This window comes from Pseudarthrobacter sp. SSS035 (assembly GCF_023273875.1).
In the GTDB taxonomy this organism is placed as follows: Bacteria; Actinomycetota; Actinomycetes; order Actinomycetales; family Micrococcaceae; genus Arthrobacter.
Window position 1 is genome coordinate 193,324 of the sequence record NZ_CP096882.1, and the last position, 15,700, is coordinate 209,023.

The 15,700-nt window shown below is 65.8% G+C and carries 11 protein-coding genes; 6 read left to right on the forward strand and 5 right to left on the reverse strand.

What is annotated here, in order from left to right:
• Positions 1 to 11: 11 nt before the first annotated feature.
• Positions 12 to 365, reverse strand: a complete 354-nt coding sequence (locus MUN23_RS00905) for an Rv2175c family DNA-binding protein (protein WP_058929391.1) — start codon at positions 363 to 365, stop codon at positions 12 to 14.
• Between the two features lie 240 nt (positions 366 to 605).
• Between MUN23_RS00905 and MUN23_RS00910 the strand changes: the two genes are divergently transcribed.
• Together MUN23_RS00910 and pknB are read left to right on the forward strand one after the other, a co-directional pair.
• Positions 606 to 2,018, forward strand: coding sequence for a lytic transglycosylase domain-containing protein (locus MUN23_RS00910; protein WP_248761671.1), 1,413 nt, complete (start codon positions 606 to 608; stop codon positions 2,016 to 2,018).
• Positions 2,019 to 2,135: 117 nt separating this feature from the next.
• Positions 2,136 to 4,208: a Stk1 family PASTA domain-containing Ser/Thr kinase gene (gene pknB, locus MUN23_RS00915; protein ID WP_248761672.1), complete on the forward strand. Its 2,073-nt coding sequence runs from the start codon at positions 2,136 to 2,138 to the stop codon at positions 4,206 to 4,208.
• Between the two features lie 52 nt (positions 4,209 to 4,260).
• On the opposite strand, the gene MUN23_RS00920 is transcribed toward pknB, so the two are convergent.
• Together MUN23_RS00920 and MUN23_RS00925 are read right to left on the reverse strand one after the other, a co-directional pair.
• Positions 4,261 to 5,652 (reverse strand): class II 3-deoxy-7-phosphoheptulonate synthase, encoded by a 1,392-nt coding sequence (locus tag MUN23_RS00920; protein WP_248761673.1) that lies wholly within the window; start codon positions 5,650 to 5,652, stop codon positions 4,261 to 4,263.
• Between the two features lie 71 nt (positions 5,653 to 5,723).
• Positions 5,724 to 6,503 (reverse strand): 1-acyl-sn-glycerol-3-phosphate acyltransferase, encoded by a 780-nt coding sequence (locus tag MUN23_RS00925; protein ID WP_248761674.1) that lies wholly within the window; start codon positions 6,501 to 6,503, stop codon positions 5,724 to 5,726.
• 111 nt (positions 6,504 to 6,614) lie between these two features.
• Between MUN23_RS00925 and MUN23_RS00930 the strand changes: the two genes are divergently transcribed.
• Genes MUN23_RS00930 through MUN23_RS00940 form a run of 3 tightly spaced genes read left to right on the forward strand, consistent with a single transcriptional unit; the run spans position 6,615 to position 8,867 of the window.
• Positions 6,615 to 7,436 (forward strand): carboxylesterase, encoded by an 822-nt coding sequence (locus MUN23_RS00930; protein ID WP_248761675.1) that lies wholly within the window; start codon positions 6,615 to 6,617, stop codon positions 7,434 to 7,436.
• On the forward strand, positions 7,433 to 8,227 hold the full coding sequence (locus MUN23_RS00935) for a carboxylesterase (RefSeq protein WP_248761676.1): 795 nt from the start codon (positions 7,433 to 7,435) through the stop codon (positions 8,225 to 8,227). The genes MUN23_RS00930 and MUN23_RS00935 overlap by 4 nt, the downstream gene beginning before the upstream one ends.
• The gene (locus MUN23_RS00940; RefSeq protein WP_248761677.1) at positions 8,220 to 8,867 is read left to right on the forward strand and encodes a hypothetical protein; all 648 of its coding nucleotides are present in this window, start codon (positions 8,220 to 8,222) and stop codon (positions 8,865 to 8,867) included. The genes MUN23_RS00935 and MUN23_RS00940 overlap by 8 nt, the downstream gene beginning before the upstream one ends.
• Positions 8,868 to 8,877: 10 nt before the next feature.
• On the opposite strand, the gene MUN23_RS00945 is transcribed toward MUN23_RS00940, so the two are convergent.
• Entirely contained in the window at positions 8,878 to 9,966 is a 1,089-nt protein-coding gene (locus MUN23_RS00945; protein ID WP_248761678.1) for an ROK family glucokinase, read from the reverse strand.
• A gap of 178 nt (positions 9,967 to 10,144) precedes the next feature.
• On the opposite strand from MUN23_RS00945, the gene MUN23_RS00950 reads away from it, so the two are divergent.
• On the forward strand, positions 10,145 to 11,953 hold the full coding sequence (locus MUN23_RS00950; RefSeq protein ID WP_248761679.1) for a long-chain fatty acid--CoA ligase: 1,809 nt from the start codon (positions 10,145 to 10,147) through the stop codon (positions 11,951 to 11,953).
• Between the two features lie 88 nt (positions 11,954 to 12,041).
• On the opposite strand, the gene MUN23_RS00955 is transcribed toward MUN23_RS00950, so the two are convergent.
• Positions 12,042 to 15,443 (reverse strand): pyruvate carboxylase, encoded by a 3,402-nt coding sequence (locus tag MUN23_RS00955; RefSeq protein WP_248761680.1) that lies wholly within the window; start codon positions 15,441 to 15,443, stop codon positions 12,042 to 12,044.
• Positions 15,444 to 15,700: the final 257 nt, after the last annotated feature.

Sequence of the window (15,700 nt, forward strand, 5' to 3'; positions counted from 1 at the left end):
AGTTGTGCTGCTTACCAGGCCAGGGTCTGGGCCCGGCGCCTGATTTCCGTCTTGCGGCCTTCCCGCAATGCATCAATCGGCCGGCCGCGGAGCGACTCGTCGGGGGTAAACAGCCAGACGATGAGATCCTCGTCGGAATAGCCGGCGTCCGCCAGGACCACAATGGTCCCTTTGAGGCTGTCGACAACCTGGCCGTCCAGGATAAACGCGGCCGGAACTGAACGTATCCGGCGCTCCCCGACCCGCAGGGCCGCCAAAGCGCGTTCATCAATAAGGCCATGGACTCTCGTAATCGAAACGTCCAACAACTGCGCGACATCCGGCAGGGGCAGCCACTCGCCCACAAGGCTTTCTACGTTACTCACGGATCAAGGTTGCCACGGCCGGAGCCCTGCCGCCTAGTCGGGATTGGCCGCCACTGCCGCGAATCACGCGACACTCCATAAAACTCTTTATTCTGCGTGGGGCGGAATTCTTGTGCTATGCGAACTTTCGTGAGAGATTCACATAGATCACATTTGAAACATCAATAACTTAAGTAACACTAGTATCAATAGTCACATCGCATCTCCCGCCCACGGCAGTTGAAGAAGAGGATTCTTTCCATGACGACGTCCCGCTCGCCAAAGCAGCCCTCCAGGCAGAGCCTGCCCATGATTGCTGTCACCACAGCAGCGCTTCCTGCGGTTGTCCTGTCGTCGTTGGCCCTCGCCCAGCCTGCTGCCGCAGAGGCCCCTGCCCGCGCTATCCCGGCAACCCTTGCCGCCGCGATGAGCGCCCAGGCAGCCGGACCTAAGGCTGCCCTGATCCCGGCGGCCTCGGTTTCCACTACCATTCCGGCTGCCTTCCAGCCCATGCAGCCGGCGGCTCCCGCGGAATACACCATTGCCCGGGGCGACACCATCAGCGGAATCGCCGGCAAATTCGGGCTGGACACGTACGAGGTCCTTAAGCTCAACAACCTCCAGCCGAACACCATCATCTACCCAGGCCAGAAGATCAAGCTGTCGGGCACGGGTTCCGCCCCCGCCCCGGCTCCTGCGGCCCCTGCCGCGGCCGCTCCGGCCAACGCCGGAGGCAGCTACACCGTAAAGTCCGGCGATACGCTCGGCGCCATCGCGGCCCGGCACAATGCCAGCCTGTCGGACGTTTTCAGCTGGAATGGCCTGAACATGCGCTCCATCATCTACCCCGGCCAGAAGATCAAAGTCGGCGCAGGTGCTCCCGCAGCCCCGGCTGCACCGGCTTCGGCCGTACAGCCTTCTTCCGCTCCCGCAGCGCCTGCTCCCGCGCCTGCTCCGGCTGCGCCTGCTCCCGCTGCGCCTGCTCCCGGCGGTTCATACACGATCAAAGCCGGCGACACCCTGTCAGCGATCGCCTCCCGGCACGGCGTCAAGCTCTCGGACATTCTGGCGGCCAACCAGCTGAGCATGACTACTGTCATCTACCCCGGCAACAAGCTGGTCATTCCCGGTGCCTCCATTCAGCCCGCTTCGTCCACCCCGGCGGCCCCGGCGGCCCCCGCCGCCCCGCTGGTGCCGAGCTCCTTCCTGGGTTTCACCTACCCCGCTGCCGTTGTGAGCTCTGCCAACGAGAACAAGGCCTTGCTGAACGCCTCTCCCGTACCGTCCCGGGCCGAGATGCGCGCAATTGTGGCCGACACGGCACGCCAGATGGGCGTGGACCCCACCCTGGCCCTGGCCTTCGCGCACCAGGAGTCCGGCTTTAACCAGCGTGCGGTTTCACCTGCCAACGCGATCGGCACCATGCAGGTCATCCCGTCCTCCGGGCAGTGGGCCTCCGACCTCGTAGGGCGGAAGCTGAACCTGCTGGACCCCTACGACAACGCGACGGCCGGCGTGGCGATCATCAAACGGCTTATCGCCACCAGCAAGGACCTCGACACTGCAATTGCGGGTTACTACCAGGGCCAGTACTCTGTCAGCAAATACGGCATGTACGACGACACCAAGGCCTACGTAGCTGCTATCAAGGCGCACCAGAAGAACTTCGGCTAAAAAGCCACCGCGCCATTGTCCCCCAGGCCTGCTGAAGCCGGCCGAAGGGGGGTAACGATAAGGGTCCGGACCGCACGTCGGTTCGGACCCTTTTCCATGCGGGATTAGTATCGTAGGGTGCAGGAACAAGTGTCAGACCGTCTCGTTGGAACGCTGGTGGACAACCGCTACGCCGTCCGCTCCAAACTCGCGCGCGGCGGCATGTCCACCGTATATCTGGCAACGGACCTTCGGCTGGAACGCGATGTTGCCCTGAAGGTCCTTCATCCCCACCTCGCCACCGACGAGACGTTCCTGGACCGGCTGGGCCGCGAGGCGAAAGCCGCCGCGAAGCTGTCCCACGCCCATGTGGTGGGAGTCCTGGACCAGGGTAACGACGGCCAGACGGCCTATCTGGTCATGGAACACATCAAGGGTCACACGCTCCGGGACGTCATCAGATCCAAAGGTGCGCTGCCTCCCCGCCTGGCCCTTGCCCTGATTGATCCGGTAGTGCAGGGCCTCGGCGCGGCCCATGCCGCGGGGCTTATCCACCGGGATGTGAAACCCGAGAACGTCCTGATTGCCGACGACGGCCGGATCAAGATCGGCGACTTTGGACTGGCCCGGGCGGTAACGACGTCAACGAGCACCGGGACGCTGATCGGTACGGTGGGTTACCTCTCCCCCGAGCTTGTGCTGGGAAAGCAGGCTGACACCCGGAGTGATATCTATTCGGTGGGCATCATGCTCTATGAGATGCTGACCGGCCAGCAGCCGTACGACGGCGAGGTCCCCATCCAGGTTGCGTACAAGCACGTGAATGAAACGGTCGGTCCGCCGTCGGCCTTGGTGCCTGGCCTCGCCGCCGAGGTGGATGAACTCGTCCAGTGGTGCACCGCAAACGATCCCGAGAACCGCCCGGTGGACGGCAACGCCCTGCTGCAGGAACTCCGCCACATCCGGACCAACCTCACGGATGCCGAACTGGACCTCAGGCCGCCGGCCGCGACCCAAGAAGGCCAGCAGAACCAGACCGAGATCATCGACCGCACCAACAACCCCACCGCCGTGATGTCGTCCTTCTCCCGGCCGCAGCCACAGCACCCACCGCACGCTCCGCATGCCCTGTATCCGCCCGACGCCGACTACCGGCCAGGCGAACAGTTCCGGCCGGAAGCGCACCACGGGCCAGATGCTCAAGACGCCGTCCCGGCAGCGATCCCCCTCAGCAAACGCGCCCGCCGCAAGCTCGACAGGCAGGACGAGAAGGCAAGGTCCCGGGCTGCGGCGACCCCTGTCCGGAGTCTGCGGGAGGGGAACCCGCGGCGCCGCGGCGCCCTCTGGGTGGTGGTCCTGGTCATCATCGCGTTGCTTGCCACAGGAGCCGGCTGGTTCTTCGGCATGGGCCCCGGGTCGCCGGGCACCATTCCGGCGGTCGCCAACAAGTCAGTGGCCCAGGCCCAGCAACTGCTCAGCGAGGCGGGGTTCCAGTCGCGTACCAGCGACGTCTTTGACGACGATGTTCCGTCCGGCCTCGTTGTGGGCTCCGACCCGACTGCCGGAACGGAGACCCGGAAGTTCCAGCTCGTGTCCCTGTTTGTTTCCAAGGGGCCGCAACTGTTCGAACTCCCGAAACTGACCGGCGGAACGCTCGACGACGCTAAAAATGCACTGAACCAGGCCGAAATGGCGCTGGGTACCGTCACTGAACAATTTGATGAGGCCGTTGCCGCCGGCGTTGTGTTGGCCCAGGATCCCGCGGCAGGAACCCCGGCGCGCCATGGCACTCCGGTAGCCCTGTCCGTCTCCAAGGGCCCGCAGCCGATCCCCGTTCCGTCAGTCGTCGGGCTGGAGGAGGACGCCGCCGTCGACGCCATTAAGGCGGCCGGGCTCAAGGCCGATGTCGCGAAGGACAAAGTCAACGATCCCAAGGTGCCCAAGGGGTCGGTTGCCGCGCAGTCGCCTGCGACCGGCACCCTGACCAAGGGCGGCACGGTGACGCTGACCATTTCAGACGGACCCAGGCTCGTTGAAGTCCCCAGCTTCATCGGGAAACAAGCCAAGGAAGCCGAAGAAGCGCTGCGTGCGCTGGGCTTCGAGGTACGGGTGAACAATATCCTCGGCGGCTTCTTCGGCACGGTACGGGATCAGGACCCAGTGAAGAAAAAGGTGCCTGAAGGCTCCGTCGTCACCCTGACAGTGGTGTAGCCGGCGGCCTGCCGGCCACACCACCGGAGAAGTCGGACTCCGCGTGGAGCGCTCAGTGCTTGGCCAGTGCTCCGGCCACCAGGAACGCCATTTCCAGGGACTGCATGTGGTTCAGGCGCGGATCGCAGACCGACTCGTACTTGTCGAGGAACGCTTCCTGGTCCACCGGATCGGCACCGCCCAGGCATTCGGCGACGTCGTCGCCGGTCATCTCCACGTGGAGGCCACCGGGAACCGTGCCCAAAGCATGGTGGACTTCGAAGAACCCGCGTACTTCGTCAATGACGTCGTCGAAGTTCCGGGTCTTGTAGCCGTTGGGCGAGGTGACGGTGTTGCCGTGCATCGGATCGGTGACCCAGAGAACCTTGGCGCCGGAGGCGGTCACCTTCTCCACAATGGCGGGAAGCTTCTCGCGGATATTGCCCGCGCCCATACGCGTGATGAACGTCAGCCTGCCCGGCTCCCGCTCGGGATCCAGCCTGTCGATGAGGCGGAGGGCGTCGTCGCCGGTTGTCGACGGGCCCAGCTTCACGCCAATGGGGTTCCGGACGCGTGAGAGGAAGTCAACGTGCGCGTGGTCAAGCTCGCGGGTTCGCTCCCCGATCCAGAGGAAATGCGCCGAGGTGTCATACGGAAATCCGGTCCTCGAATCGATGCGGGTCAGTGCGCGCTCGTAGTCCAGCAGCAGGGCCTCGTGGCTGGCGAAGAATTCCACCCGCTTGAGTGCTTCGAAATCAGCCCCGCAGGAGGCCATGAACTTGATGGCGCGGTCGATGTCACGGGCCAGGGATTCGTAACGGGCGTGCGCCGGGTTTTCAGTGAAGCCCTTGTTCCACTGGTGCACGGAGCGCAGGTCCGCGAAGCCGCCCTGCGTGAAGGCCCTGATGAGGTTCAGCGTCGAGGCGGACGTGTGGTAGGCCTTGAGCATCCGGGCGGCGTCATGGCCACGGGACTCGGGAGTGAACTCGTAGCCGTTGACGATGTCGCCGCGGTACGCCGGGAGGGTCACGCCGTCGCGGGTCTCGTCGTTGGAAGAGCGGGGCTTGGCGAACTGGCCGGCCATTCGGCCCATCTTGATGACTGGCATCGCTGCGCCATAGGTGAGCACCACTGCCATCTGGAGGATGGTCTTGACCCGGGCGCTGATCTTGTCCGCTGTTGCCGCTTCAAAGGTCTCAGCACAGTCGCCACCTTGCAGCAGGAAGGCTTTGCCCTCCGCTGCAGCCGCCAGCCGTTCCCGGAGTATGTCCACTTCGCCGGCGAAAACCAGCGGCGGGAGCACGGAAAGCTCCCCGACAGACGCGTGGAAAACGTCCTTGTCCTGCCAGCTGGGCTGCTGGGAAACGGGAAGGTCACGCCAATCATCGAGGCCAGGATAATTGGCTGCTCCGCTCTGGGCGGTGCTGGACAGCGAAAAGGCAGGTTTTGCAGATAGCTCAGTCACTATCTAAGACTAATGTGCGCGGCTGGCTTCAGGACACCTGACCGTCACGCGTACCGAGAGCGGCGTCACAGTCAGCCGGCTGCGGGGTCCTTACCCTCGGCATCAGTGCCCTCAGCACCGCCGTCAGGATCGGCGCGTTTCGCGGTGCCGCCCCCAGCATCTGTGGCTGCTGCGCCCGTAAGGCGGAGCTTCACCACGGCAGCGTACTCGTCCACGTACTCCTGGCCGGAGAGCCGCATCAGCTCGAACATGATTTCGTCGGTGACCTTGCGCTGGACCAGCCGGTCCTCCGCCTGGTCTGCGTACTGGCTGAAATCCAAGGGCGCACCGAAAATCATGCCGATGCGCCGGATGTTCGGCATCCGCTTGCCAATGGGCTGAACCTTGTCCGTGCCGATCATGGCCACGGGAATCACGGGCACACCAGCCTGCAGGGCCAGCCTGGCGACGCCCACTTTGCCCCGGTAGAGGCGAGCGTCGGGGCTGCGGGTCCCTTCAGGGTAGATGCCCAGCAGTCCCCCGCTTGTCAGGACATCCATACCGGCGTTGAGCGAAACAGCCGATGCCGCGCCCCCGGACCTGTCCGTGGGCAGCTGGTTGGTGAGCCTGAAGAACATGGCCGTCAGCCTGCCTTTGATGCCGGTGCCGGTGAAGTACTCGGACTTCGCCAGGAAAACAACCGGCCTGCGGACCATCAGCGGCATAAAGATGGAGTCGGAGAAAGACAGGTGGTTTGAGGCGATAATTGCCGCGCCCTGCGCTGGAACATTGTCCAGACCCTTGACCCAGGGGCGGAAAAGGAGACGCAGCACCGGCCCCAGGAAGATCCTCTTCATGACCCAATAAAACACGTGACGAACCTCTCCGGAAGCCGGCCGGCCGGCCCTTCGTCGGGCCGGGCGGGCACTCCAGTGCAACCCTACTCTAGTGAGATTTGTCGAGAACAATGACACGATGGTGTTATGACAGAAAGCAGCATCGCGCCCCGGCCTGCCGCTTTCAGCTACCCCGGCCACGGACCCAATGCCACTACCGGGATTGCCATCTGCCATGGCTTTACCGGCAGCCCACTCAGCGTCCTGCCCTGGGCAGAGGACCTCGCCGCCCAAGGATTCGCCGTGTCGGTGCCGCTCCTGCCCGGCCACGGTACGGATTGGCGGCAGCTCGCCCGCTCGAACTGGCGTGACTGGTACGGGACTTTCGAATCGGCGTACCTGCAGCTGGGCGCCCGGACAGAGCAGTGTTTTGTGGCCGGCCTCTCGATGGGCGGCGCCATTGCGCTGCTGACTGCCGCCAGGCATCCCGTGGCTGGCGTCTCTTTGGTGAATCCCGGCCTCAGCTTCTACGACCGCCGCGTGCGGGTCATCGGAGTTCTCAAGTACTTCCAGCGCACCACGCTGCCCATTCAGGAGGAACAGCCGACGGCGGACGCCACCAATGACGGCGACTACTCACGGACTCCGTTGGCAGCCGTGCACGAGCTCAAGAAGCTTTTCGGCACAGCCACCCGCGGGCTACACCAGGTCACCGCCCCGGTGCAGGTATTCAAGTCCCAGTCGGACGTCGTGGTGCCGGCCACCTCACTCCTGATGTTGCGGCAACGTTTGGGCCCACGGCTGGTGGAGGTAGTGGACCTGCCCAACAGCGGTCACGTGGCCACCCTGGATGTTGATGCGCCCGAGATTTTTGCCCGTTCCAGCGCTTTCTTCCTTGCCAATACACCCAGCACTGCACCGTCAGCCCGAACCGCGGCCACACCTCACACCACCTCGGAGACTTCATGACCGGCGTACCGGACCACAGCCCTTTCAGCAGCACCGTCAACGGCGATGGAGCCCGGATCGGGGTGGTCCTCTCACACGGATTCACGGGCAGTCCGCACGGGCTGCGCGCGTGGGCACAGTCGCTTGCAGACGCCGGCTTCGCCGTACGCATGCCGCTACTACCCGGGCACGGCACCAGTTGGCAGGACCTTGCGCGCACGCGCTGGCCGCAGTGGCACGGCGCCCTCGACGACGCCTACCTGGAGTTGGACGCCCACTGCGACCACGTCTTCGTCGCCGGGCTGAGCATGGGCGGTGCCCTGGCCCTGAGAATTGCCGCGACCCGGCCCGTGGCCGGAGTGATCGTGGTGAACCCCGGAATGGTGATTGATGATCCCCGCGCTCCACTGGCCGGCATCCTGAAACTGGTCCTGAAGAGCACCCCGGCCATTGCCAACGACATCCTCAAGCCCGGGATGGACGAGGGCGCCTACCCGCGAACGCCCGTAGCCGCGGCCCACGAGCTGAACAAGATGTTCAAGGACACCATCCGGCTGCTCCCCCGCATCACCGCGCCTGTCCGGGTTTTCCGGTCCACCGTGGACCACGTGGTTTCAGACACGAGTGTGGCAGCGCTGCGCCGCGGCCTGACCAACGCTCCGCTGACACTGACCACCCTGGAGAACAGCTACCACGTGGCAACACTGGACAACGACGCCGAGGAGATCTTCCAGGGGTCCGCCGACTTCATCCGGGCGGTGGTTGCCGGCACGGCAGCAGCCCAGGTCCAGGAGGGCACCGTCCATGAATAGGCCCGACTCCGGCTCGCCGGACCAGAGCGCAAACCAGGACGATGCTGTGTGGCTGGACCTTGTGGCCCGGCTCGAAGAGAAACCTGCCACCCCTACCGGCACAGCGGACGCCTCCCCGGGCCCTGACGCCACGGGCATTGACCCTGAAACTCCTGGTCCGGGCGGCCCGGAGGCCGTGGCCGGGTCCGGCAGGTCCGCGACGTTCCGCGACTTTGATCCGCTGGGTCTGGCGGGAACAGCCCCCACTGAACTGTCCGCAGCCGAACGGCAGGCGGCGACGCCGGGCGCCGGAGACGGCGGGCAGGTCGACGCCGGCGAGGGGACCGGCGAGGGGACCGGCGGTGACGGCCAGGGCGGCACCGCCGCCTTCGGCCCGCGTGACTATGCCGCGGAGGACGACGCCGGGGACTTCGTTCCGGAGGAACCGCCAAGCCTTGCCGGGACGGATCCCCTGACCATGCTTGCCTGGCTTGGCGCAATTGGTGCGCCCATTGCCTTGCTGCTGGCCGTCATGTTCTGGCGGTCCGCGCCGCTGCTGGCGATTGTGGGCATGGTGGCGGTGTTCATCCTTGCCGTGGTTTACCTCATCATGAAGCTGCCCCAGGAAAAAGACGAGAACGACGACGGCGCCCGCGTCTGAAGTGCGTCCGTCACCGCATGCGGCTGCTGACGCGGGACAGGTCGGCTGCGCCGATAAGACCAGCGTTGGGTCCGAGCGCTGCCAGCTCGATGCCGGCCGCCGGACGGAAGCCGCGGCCGGTAAGGTTCCGCGCGAATGCTTTACGGGCAGGCTCCACCAGCAGGTCCCCTGCCGAGCAGAGCCCCCCGCCGATCACAAACAGCCCCGGATCCAATGAGGCCGCGAGGTTCGCCAATCCCAGGCCCAGCCATTCGCCCACTTCATCCAGGAGTTCGCGGCAGGCCGCATCACCGGCGAGTGCCAGCTCGGTAACAATCGCCCCGGTGATCTGCTCCGCGTCACCGCCGACGGTGGCCAGCAGTTCCTGCGCTACCGGCGAATTGGCGCGCGCCAGAATCCTCGCTTCCCGGCCCAGGGCGTTGCCCGACGCGTACTGCTCCCAGCAGCCCCGGTTGCCGCACTCGCAACGCTGCCCTCCGGGCATGATGATCTGGTGGCCGAATTCGCCGGCTACACCAAACCGGCCGCGCTCCACCCGCCCGTCCATCACCATGGCACCGCCGATGCCGGTCCCGAGGGTGATGCACACCAGCCTGTCCTCGCCCTGGCCCGCACCAAAGCGCCATTCCGCCCAGGCCGCGGCGTCGGCGTCGTTCGTCAGCAGCACAGGCCGGCGCAGCAGGCGCTGCAGGTTTGCGCGCAACGGCTCGTTGCGCCAGGCGAGGTGCGGACTGAAAAGCACGGTTCCGCCGTCCAGATCCATCCAGCCGGCCGCGCCGATGCCTACTGACCAGACCCTGTGCCCGGCTCCGAGTTCGTCCACGAGCTCTACGATGACCTGCTCTACCGCACGCGGGTCGCTGCCGGGGGTGGACCGCCGGGCCTCGCTCAGGATCCTTCCGTCGGCGTCCACCACGCCGGCGGCGACCTTGGTGCCGCCGATATCGATGCCGATTGCCAGCCCCTTGCGCCCGAGCCGCAGGTGCTCGCGGAACGATTCCACCTGCCGGGGCCGGGCCCTCAAGGCGAGCGGCCGCCGCCGCCAGGGAGCCGGACGTCGGGGCGGAGCGGCTGGCTCGCCGGGGGGCGTTTCGTACATAGTGCTTCATTCTAGGGCGCACCGGGCGGGCAGCGCCGGAGGCCGGGCCCATGGCTTCCCCACTCCTCTTTGACTCATATGTTACTGGCCAGTAGGTTTGTTTCTGCACGGCCAAGTTGCAGGCGTATTAGTCTTTAGGCATACCCTGTGCGGGTCTATGGATATCAAAGGAGCTATAGTGCGCGAATTCAGTGTTCCGCCCCTGGTTGTTGTCCCACCGGAAACCAACATCACCGATCTCTTGCTTCGGCAGGCAGCCAAGCCCAGCAACCCGGCGCTCTTCTCGCGGCTGGACTCCGTAGGCGCCTGGCGGGACGTCACCGCCACAGACTTCCTGGCGGACGTCTCAGCCCTTGCGAAGGGCCTGATGGCCAGCGGCGTGGGAGCCGGCGACCGGGTGGGCATCATGTCCCGCACCCGCTACGAGTGGGCCCTCATCGACTTCGCCATCTGGTTCGCCGGTGCCGTCTCAGTGCCCATCTACGAGACCTCATCGCCGTCGCAGGTTGCCTGGAACCTCGGTGACTCCGGTGCAGTGGCCGCCTTCGGCGAGGCTGCCCACCACGAGGACATCATCCGGCAGGCAGCCACCTCGGAAGGCCTCACCGCCCTCCAGCACGTCTGGCAGCTCGAAGGCGGCGGACTGGACGCCGTCCGTGAGGCCGGCCGGGACGTCAGCGACGCCGACCTTGAGGCCCGCCGCTCATCGGCGCGGCTCAGTGACGTTGCCACCCTGATCTACACCTCCGGCACCACCGGCCGGCCCAAGGGCTGCGAGCTGACCCACGGCAACTTCGTTGAGCTGTCCGACAACGCCCTGGCACTGCTCGGCGACGTGGTCAACGAGCAGGCAAAAACCATCATGTTCCTGCCTTTGGCGCACGTCTTTGCCCGGTTCATTTCGGTGCTGGCCGTTGCCGCCGGGGCCACCGTGGCGCACACCCCCGACATCAAGAACCTGCTGGCTGACCTGCAGAGCTATCAGCCCACGTTCATCCTGGCCGTGCCGCGCGTCTTCGAAAAGGTGTACAACTCGGCCCTGACAAAGGCAGAGGACGGCGGCAAGGGTGCCATCTTCCACAAGGCCACGGAGACCGCCATCGCGTTCTCCAAAGCCCGCCAGGCCGGGCACGTTGGCCTGGGGCTGAAACTCAAGCACACCGTGTTCGACAAACTCGTTTACGGCAAGCTGCGCGCTGCGATGGGCGGGAACGTGGCCCATGCTGTGTCCGGCGGCGGTCCGCTCGGCGAACGGCTGGGCCACTTCTTCCAGGGCATCGGCCTGCAGATCCTCGAAGGGTATGGCCTGACCGAGACCACCGCCCCGATTTCCGTCAACACGCCGGCCCTGATCAAGATCGGTTCCGTGGGGAAGCCCCTGCCGGGCAACTCCGTCAGGATCGCCGAAGACGGCGAGATCCTGGCCAAGGGCGTCTGTGTGATGCGCGGCTACTACAAGCGCGATGACCTGATGGCGGATACGTTTGCCGATGACTGGTTCCGCACCGGCGACATCGGACGGCTCGACGAGAGCGGCTTCCTGTGGATCACCGGCCGCAAGAAGGAAATCATTGTCACGGCCGGCGGTAAGAACGTGGTTCCGGCCCTGCTGGAGGACCAGATCCGGGCGGATGCGCTGGTCTCCCAGGTCCTGGTGGTGGGAGACAACCGGCCGTTCATCGGCGCCCTGGTGACCCTGGACCAAGAGGCCCTGCCGGGCTGGCTCCAGCGGCACGGGCTGCCGGCCACCACCACGCTCGACGAAGCCGTCGAGAACCCGGTGGTCAAGGCCGCCGTGCAGGACCTGATCACGCATGCCAACGCCTCGGTGTCGCAGGCGGAAGCCATCAAGTCATTCCGGATCGTCGCTTCGGACTTCACGGAAGCTTCCGGCCACCTGACGCCGTCCATGAAGGTGAAGCGGGCCCAGGTGATGAAGGACTTCGAGACAGTCATCGAGGAAATGTACGGCGCGCCGCGCGGCTAAGCGGCAACGCAAAACAAAGGGCCCTCCCGGCGGAAGCAATCTTCCAAGCCGGGAGGGCCCTTCGCTTTTGTGCCTGTTCCTGGACTGCCTAGCCCTGCTCGACGACCAGGAGGAGGTCCCCGCCCTGGACCTGCTCCACCGCTGAAATGGCGAGCCGCGAGACTTTGCCTGCCACCGGCGTCGTAATGGAGGCTTCCATCTTCATCGCTTCGATGGTGGCCACCGTGTCACCGGCGTTGACCGTGTCGCCGGCCTTGACGGTCACGGTGACGGCGCCGGCGAACGGCGCGGCGACGTGGCCCGGCTGGGCCGGATCTGCCTTCTCGGCGGCCTTGACGTTGCTCACCACGGAGCGGTCACGGACCACAACGGGGCGGGACTGGCCGTTCAGGGTGCACATGACCGTCCGCATGCCTTTTTCATCGGGCTCGGAAACGGCTTCCAGCGAGGCGATCAGCCGGACACCCTTCTCCAGCTGGATCTCGTGCTCGGCGCCGCGCTGAAGGCCATAAAGGTAGTCGCGGGTGTCGAGGACGGAAATGTTGCCGTACGTCTCCACACTCTTGAGGTAATCCTTGGTGGGGCCCTCGAAGAGCAGGCGGTTCAGCGTGCTCTGGCGGGTCTTGGAATCACCCTGGAGCGCGGCGCTGTCCTCGGGGCTGAGGTCAACGTCGCGGACCTTGATGCTGCGGCCCTGGAGCGCCTTGGTGCGGAAAGGCTCCGGCCATCCTCCGGGCGGGTCGCCAAGTTCGCCGGACAGGAAGCCGATGACGGAGTCCGGGATGTCGTAGTTCTGCGGGTTTTCGTTGAAGTCCGCCGGATCTGCGTTGAGGCCCACGAGGTGCAGGGCGAGGTCGCCCACCACCTTGGACGACGGCGTGACCTTCACCAGGCGGCCCAGGATCCGGTCCGCCGCGGTGTACATGTCCTCGATCGCCTCGAAGCGCTCCCCCAGACCCAGCGCCATGGCCTGCTGGCGCAGGTTGGAGAGCTGGCCGCCCGGGATTTCGTGCTTGTAGACCCGGCCGGTGGGGCCCGGCAGGCCTGATTCGAACGGCGCGTAGACACGGCGCACGGCCTCCCAGTACGGCTCCAGCGAGCTGACCGCGTCCAGGCTCAGGCCGGTGTCCCGGGGGGTGTGGGCCAGTGCCGCCACGAGAGCGGAGGCAGAGACCTGGCTGGTGGTCCCGGCCAGCGAGGCGGATGCGACGTCGACAGCATCCACGCCGGCGTCAACTGCAGCCAGCAGGGTGGCCAGCTGGCCACCGGCCGTGTCATGCGTGTGGAGGTGGACCGGGACGTCGAAGCGTTCGCGCAGTGCGGCCACGAGCTTGGCGGCCGCTGCCGGGCGGAGCAGCCCGGCCATGTCCTTGATGGCCAGGATGTGCGCGCCGGCGTCCACAATCCGCTGGGCCAGTTCCAGGTAGTACTCCAGCGTGTAGAGCTTCTCGTCCGGGTTCAGCATGTCGCCGGTGTAGCACAGGGCTACTTCGGCCACTGCGGTGCCGGTGGCACGGACGGCGCGGATGGCGGGGGCCATCTGGTTCACGTCGTTCAGGGCATCGAAGATGCGGAAAATGTCGATACCGGTGGCGGCGGCCTCGTTGACGAACGCCACTGTCACCTCTTCCGGGTACGGTGTGTAGCCCACCGTGTTCCGGCCGCGCAGCAGCATCTGCAGGCAGACGTTGGGCAGCGCCTTCCGCAGGGCGGCCAGGCGGTCCCAGGGGTCCTCGCCGAGGAAGCGCAGAGCAACATCGTAGGTTGCGCCGCCCCAGGCCTCCACGGACAGGAGTTCCGGCAGGAGGGCTGTGACCGCGGGACCGGCGGCCACGAGGTCGCGGGTGCGAACGCGGGTGGCCAGCAGGGACTGGTGGGCGTCGCGGAAGGTGGTGTCGGTGACCGCCACGGCGGTCTGCTCACGCAGGGCCTTGGCGAAACCTTCCGGGCCAAGCTCCAGGAGGCGCTGGCGCGATCCCGGCGCTGCCTGCTGGTCCCCGACGGCGGGGAGTTTGGCGGCCGGATCCGAGTGCACTTTCAGCTCGCCGTTCGGCTTGTTGACCGTGACTTCGGCCAGCCAGGTCAGGAGCTTGGTGCCGCGGTCGGCGGAGACCCGGGCCTTCAGCAGCTGGGGGCGCTCGTCGATGAAATTGGTGGCGACGTTGCCGGCAATGAAGTCGGCGTCGTCGAGCACGGCCTGGAGGAAGGAAATGTTGGTGGACACGCCACGGATGCGGAACTCCGCGAGGGCCCGGCGTGCGCGGGCCACGGCGGCCGGGTAGTCGCGGCCGCGGCAGCTCAGCTTCACGAGCATCGAGTCGAAGTGCGGGCTGATTTCGGCACCCGAGTACACGGTGCCGCCGTCGAGCCTTACACCGGCGCCGCCGGCAGAGCGGTAGCCGGTGATCTTCCCGACGTCGGGACGGAACCCGTTGGCCGGGTCCTCGGTGGTGATGCGGCACTGCAGCGCTGCGCCCTTGAGCTGGACCGTCTCCTGGGAGAGGCCCAAGTCCGCGAGGGTCTCGCCGGAAGCGATCCGAAGCTGTGCCTGCACCAGGTCAACGTCCGTCACTTCCTCGGTGACGGTGTGTTCGACCTGGATGCGGGGGTTCATTTCGATGAAGACGTGCTGGCCGGCGCGTTCGCCGACGGTGTCCACCAGGAACTCCACGGTTCCGGCGTTGACGTAGTTCAGGGCCTTGGCGAACTTCACCGCGTCACGGTAAAGGGCCTGGCGGATGCCTTCGTCCAGGTTGGGCGCGGGGGCGATCTCAATGACCTTCTGGTGACGGCGCTGGATGGAGCAGTCACGTTCGAAGAGGTGGATGACGTTACCCTCGGCGTCGGCCAGGATCTGCACCTCGATGTGGCGCGGGCGGAGTACTGCCTGCTCCAGGAACATGGTGGGGTCACCGAATGCCGCATCGGCTTCGCGCATGGCGGCCTGCAGGGCCTCGGGAAGGGCTTCCCTCGTGTCGACGCGGCGCATGCCACGTCCGCCGCCGCCGGCGACGGCCTTGGCGAAGATGGGGAAACCGATCTCGTCGGCTGCCGCGATCAGCTCATCCATGTCCTTCGAGGGTTCACTCGATTTCAGGACAGGAACACCGGCCTCACGGGCAGCCTTCAGTGCTGCCACCTTGTTGCCGGCCAGCTCAAGCACCTCAGCCGGGGGGCCAACGAAAGTGATGCCGGCTTCCTGGGCGGCGCGGGCCAGATCGGGGTTTTCCGAAAGGAAGCCGTAGCCGGGGTAGATGGCGTCGGCGCCGGATTCCTTGGCGACACGGACCACCTCGGCAACATCCAGGTAGGCCCGGACGGGATGCCCCACTTCGCCGATCAGATATGCCTCATCGGCCTTCTGGCGGTGGATCGAGTTTCGGTCCTCATTGGGGAAGACAGCAACGGTCTTGGCGCCCAGCTCGTAGCTGGCACGGAAGGCCCTGATCGCGATTTCGCCGCGGTTGGCCACCAGAATCTTGGAAAACATAATTCTCCTGCATCATTGCGGGTGTATCGGTAAGTCGTCACAGTGTCTAAGACCCGCGCTTAGAAATACAAATCATTGTGGCCACAGTCACAGAAGCTTCCGTCATGTCCCGCGTGCATCGACAGAGGCTGGCAGAACCGGCCACCCAAACCATCGCCGTGCCATGCCGCGTCCCCATAAGACGGGATTCACCGGCGCAGCCACATATGATGAGTAAGGCGGCTTGAGCCGCCGGCTTCGGCAGCGCCGGAGCAAAC